5 protein-coding genes are annotated in these 4,290 nt (G+C 56.8%); 2 read left to right on the top strand and 3 right to left on the bottom strand.

All coding sequences use genetic code 11. The annotated features are described in order from the left end of the window. On the top strand, positions 1 to 945 hold a 945-nt coding region (locus tag AAAB35_RS28050; protein WP_340671612.1), incomplete at its 5' end, for a hypothetical protein. Positions 946 to 1,041: 96 nt separating this feature from the next. Continuing rightward, positions 1,042 to 2,715, top strand: coding sequence for a transposase (locus AAAB35_RS28045; RefSeq protein ID WP_340671611.1), 1,674 nt, complete (start codon positions 1,042 to 1,044; stop codon positions 2,713 to 2,715). Positions 2,716 to 2,719: 4 nt separating this feature from the next. Here the strand turns inward: AAAB35_RS28045 and AAAB35_RS28040 are convergent, their stop codons facing one another. From AAAB35_RS28040 to AAAB35_RS28030, 3 genes are all read right to left on the bottom strand, one after another. After that, positions 2,720 to 3,037: a hypothetical protein gene (locus AAAB35_RS28040; RefSeq protein WP_340653605.1), complete on the bottom strand. Its 318-nt coding sequence runs from the start codon at positions 3,035 to 3,037 to the stop codon at positions 2,720 to 2,722. Continuing rightward, positions 3,034 to 3,342, bottom strand: coding sequence for a hypothetical protein (locus tag AAAB35_RS28035; protein ID WP_340671610.1), 309 nt, complete (start codon positions 3,340 to 3,342; stop codon positions 3,034 to 3,036). The genes AAAB35_RS28040 and AAAB35_RS28035 overlap by 4 nt, the downstream gene beginning before the upstream one ends. A gap of 353 nt (positions 3,343 to 3,695) precedes the next feature. Further along, a partial coding sequence (locus AAAB35_RS28030; RefSeq protein WP_340671609.1) for an IS6 family transposase occupies positions 3,696 to 4,290 on the bottom strand: 595 nt, incomplete at its 5' end.

Raw genomic sequence — 4,290 nt, 5'->3', positions numbered from 1 at the left:
GGGATGTCCATGTCAGGTGTATTCATCGATTCCGGTTTAGATGATGACGAACGCCGTCGCAGACTCTATTCAGGCGATATTTTCATATCATGCGCCACCGACACGACGAGAGAGCTTATCGCGCTTGCAAGGCAGATGCTTGATGAAGCCTTTGCTCCGCACGATCCGCGTACGATTCATAGGCACAAGACTCCGGAAGAGGTCGCCGCAATCCTTTCAATCATGAAGCCGGCCTTCATTCATCACCCGGAGTGCAAGAGGCTCATTCCGCTGATCATGAAGGAAAGCGGCGTCGATCTCGACAAGGTTTATTTCGATGTTCCGCGCATGCGTTCGGCCTATCCGTCGCATTTCCTGTCGTCCGGCATCGCCTATGCTTTTCATCCGCATCGCGACACCTGGTATTCGGCGCCGATGTGCCAGCTCAACTGGTGGCTGCCGATCTATTCGATCGACCCGGACAATTCGATGGGATTTTATCCGGATCATTTTAACGTTCCGGTCAAGAACAACTCCGAGATCTACAACTACTATGAATGGAACAGCAAGAACCGTGCGACCGCGGCACAGCACGTGAAGAGTGATACGCGCGAACAGCCAAAGCCGCAGCAGGAATTGAGTTCTCGATCTCTGCGCTATCTGCCTCCGCCCGGCGGCATCATCATGTTCTCGGGCGCGCAGTTACACGAGACAGTACCAAATACCACTGATGTCGCGCGCTACAGCATCGATTTCAGGACCGTGCATATCGACGACGTAGCGGCGCATCGCGGTGCGGTGAATCTCGACTCGCGCTGCACCGGCACGACGATGCGCGATTACATTTGTGCAGCAGACGGGCGGCCCCTGCCGGAAGAGCTAGTGGAGCTTTACGATGACGGCACCGCAACATCCAACAAGATCCTTCGCTTCGGTGACCGGTTGGTCGGAACGGCTGCGGAATGAATAATTAGCTCCTGTTTTTCGGAAACCGGACCAAATTCCCGGGCAAAGACGGATTGAGGGATTCCCTTAAGGGGGCAAATCAGATTCCGTCGTCGCATGAAGAAGAAGCAACCTTCGACTCGGCACGTTGAGACATTGTCGCTTGCGGCGTTGCGGCGGCTCGTTGGCGGTCTGTTGGAGAAGGCTGAGGAAGCCGATACGCGTCTCGCCAAGCTGGAGGCGGAGAACCGGACACTGCGCGAAGAGAACGAGCAGCTTCGCCTTGAGAACACCCGTCTGAAGATCGATAACGAGCTTTTGCGCGATGAGATCGCCCGATTGAAGAACCTTCCACCGAAACCGCCATTCAAATCGTCGGGCATGGATAAGGCGACGGATGGCAAGACGGGTGGCGGCAAAGGCGGCAAGAAGAAGCCACGCGGCCCCAAGCGCGACACGGAGCGCGTCAGCCGCGAAGAAGTACTGGGCGCCGATGTTCCGGCGGGTTCGCGCTTCAAAGGATACGAGACGGTCCTCGTGCGTGAGTTGATCCTGGCCAGTGAAGTCGTGTGCTACAAGCGCGAGCGATGGGTGATGCCGGACGGCAAGACGCTGATCGCGCCGCTGCCAGAGGGCGTCATTGGCGGCTTTGGCCCGGCGGTGCGCCGCTTCTGTCTTGTCATGCATGCGCAGGGCCAGGTGACGACGGAGCGGCTGACGTCGATCCTAAACGGCATTGGCATCGAGATCTCGAAGACGCAGGTGGTTCGCCTCCTGACCAACGGGCTGGATGGCTTTGCCGCCGAGGATGCGGCCGTGCTGCATGCCGGGCTCATTTCGGCACCGTATCTGAGCGTCGACGACACCGGCGCGCGCCATGCCCGTAAAAATTGCTATACGACCCAGATCGGCGGCGAGCGCTTCTGTGTGTTCCGCGCCACGAGAACCAAATCGCGGCTGAACTTTCTGTCGCTGCTCACCGGCAATTATCAGGATTATGTCCTCAATGATGCCGCCCTGAACTATCTTGAAGAACACGGCGCCGATCTGTCGCTTATTGCAAGGCTGCGGCGAGGCGAACCGCAACGCTTTGCCAATCAGGTGCCGTTTCTGGAATATCTGGCGCAACAGGGCATCGACATCCTCGCCGACAACACAGTCGTCCGCGCCCTGAGCGAAGCAGGCCTATGGGGAGCCATCCGGCATCACGGCCTCTTGGCCAACACGGTGATCATTTCCGATGATGCCGGTCAATTCCGGGTTGGCAATCATGGCCTGTGTTGGGTCCACGCAGAACGGCTGTTGCAAAAGCTGATGCCGGCAACGCCGCGCCAGGCAAGTCAGCTCGATGCCATGCGCGATCTGGTGTGGTGTTTTTACAAGGCGCTCAAGGCCTTCAAGCAAAAGCCCTCGCCCGGCCTTGGCAAGGCCATCCGCTACCGCTTCGACCGCATCTTCCGGGTCCGCACCGACTATCAGGAGCTCGACAAACTTCTGGCGCGGCTTCACCGGCGCAAGGACGAACTCCTGAAGGTGCTCGATCATCCCGAGATACCGCTGCACACCAATGCCTCGGAAAACGATCTGCGCACCGTCGTCACCAAGCGCAAGATCTCAGGCGGCACGATGAGCCGTGATGGCCGCATCGCCCGCGACACCATGCTCGGTCTGATGAAGACCTGCAGGAAGCTTGGCCTATCCTTCTGGCATTATCTGGGCGACCGGCTCGGCCTGAATGCGCCGGGAAACAGCATCCCGCCCTTGGCCGATCTCATCGCCGCATCCTCCTGACCGATTATCTGTGCTTTGAAAGATCGATGAGATTGGCGGGCTGGGCATGATCTGAAACAACCGGTTTGCGCAACAGCTGCGGCGAAACGTTCCAATGCCTGCCATCATCGCCATGCACGGTTACCGACTTGCGATTATGGCGAATGAGCACGCCGCGAACCGGATCGCCATATTGGTCGTCAAAGGCCACCTGATCGCCGACGTTGAATTTGAGCATGGCGTCATAGGTCTTCAGCTGCTGAATGGCGCGCAACCGTTCGACAACCCGCCGGTTCAAATCGCGTAATTGTGCTTCGCTCAGCCCGTCAATGTCGATGGTCATCGCGCCTCCCACAAGCTGCGATCGTCGTCCCCAGGGATATCGAACAGCTCATCCTCGAAGGTTGTGTCTTCCATAAAGACCATAAACTCCATGAACGAATCCATCAGCGGGCATCGATCCAGCAATGCGTCGAAAGCGGCCTCGTCGGTGATGGCGACAAGCTGCTCGATCGCCGGCATGACGACGGCCAAGGCGCGTTCGACCGATTTGCGTGATGGCATTCTTCCCGTGATCAACTTTGATAACCGAGCTTCGATCGCATCGGCCAAAGTGATCTGTTCGGGCGTCAAGGCTACATGCGACATGCCTGGCTCTCTCGCTAGGATCAACACACACGACCCTAACCTTGCGGTTCCAATTGGCTCAACCCCACGTCATCGCCATCAACCGAAATCTTCTTTGCCCGGGAATTTGGTCCGGTTTCTTCAAATGGGGGTAACCGGGGCAGATTTGGTGTGGCTTCTGACTAACGATTTCAATTTGAAACGGTAAACCAGAAATCCGGTGTCGATTTCTGACTTAGGATTTCAAATCGGACATCAGGATGCGGGGAGGCTGGAAAACTAAACCTCTATGAATCCAATGTATTGTGCGTAGGACGGGTGGTTCCGTTGCAAATTTCCTTATGGGCAGAGAATGAGCAGTGTTCCTTGTTTGTTCAGATGGCAGCGGCGAGGATGGCAAACTGTTCTGCCAGGCTTGGGTTTGGATTGTAAAGATATCTCGCCTGTCTCTTGCGCATCATGTGGACCATCTCGATACCGCTCAGCGTAGCTCTCGCGCTGGCATATGTCTGAAATCCAAGCATGAGTTGCACTCGCCGCTTGATCCGCCGATGGTCCTGCTCGATGCGATTGTTGAGATATTTGCTCTGGCGTATCCTGATCGGCGTCAGCTTTCGCCGTGAGCGATCTTGCAGACGGCTTGCCATATCACACGAAACGATTGCTTCCCTGTTGGTCTGGCTGCCATCGATGACAATGCGATCGGGACGGCCATGACGGGCCAGCGCCTTGTTCAGGAAGCGCTTGGCTGCCGCCAGGTCACGCTGCTCGCTGAACCAGAACTCGACAGTGTCGCCGACACTGTCGATAGCACGATATAGGTACATCCATCGACCGCGCACCTTGATATAGGTTTCATCCATATACCATTTGCCACTGACGGAACGCTTGCGCCGATTGAAGCGCTTCAGCAATATCGGCGAGAAATGCACGGCCCAGCGATGAATCGTCGAATGGTCGATGCAGATG

Origin of the sequence: Phyllobacterium sp., assembly GCF_037994425.1 — a bacterium.
Lineage (GTDB): Bacteria > Pseudomonadota > Alphaproteobacteria > Rhizobiales > Rhizobiaceae > Phyllobacterium.
The sequence above is the reverse complement of the archived record's forward strand: the minus strand, read 5'-3'. Positions and strand labels throughout refer to the sequence as shown.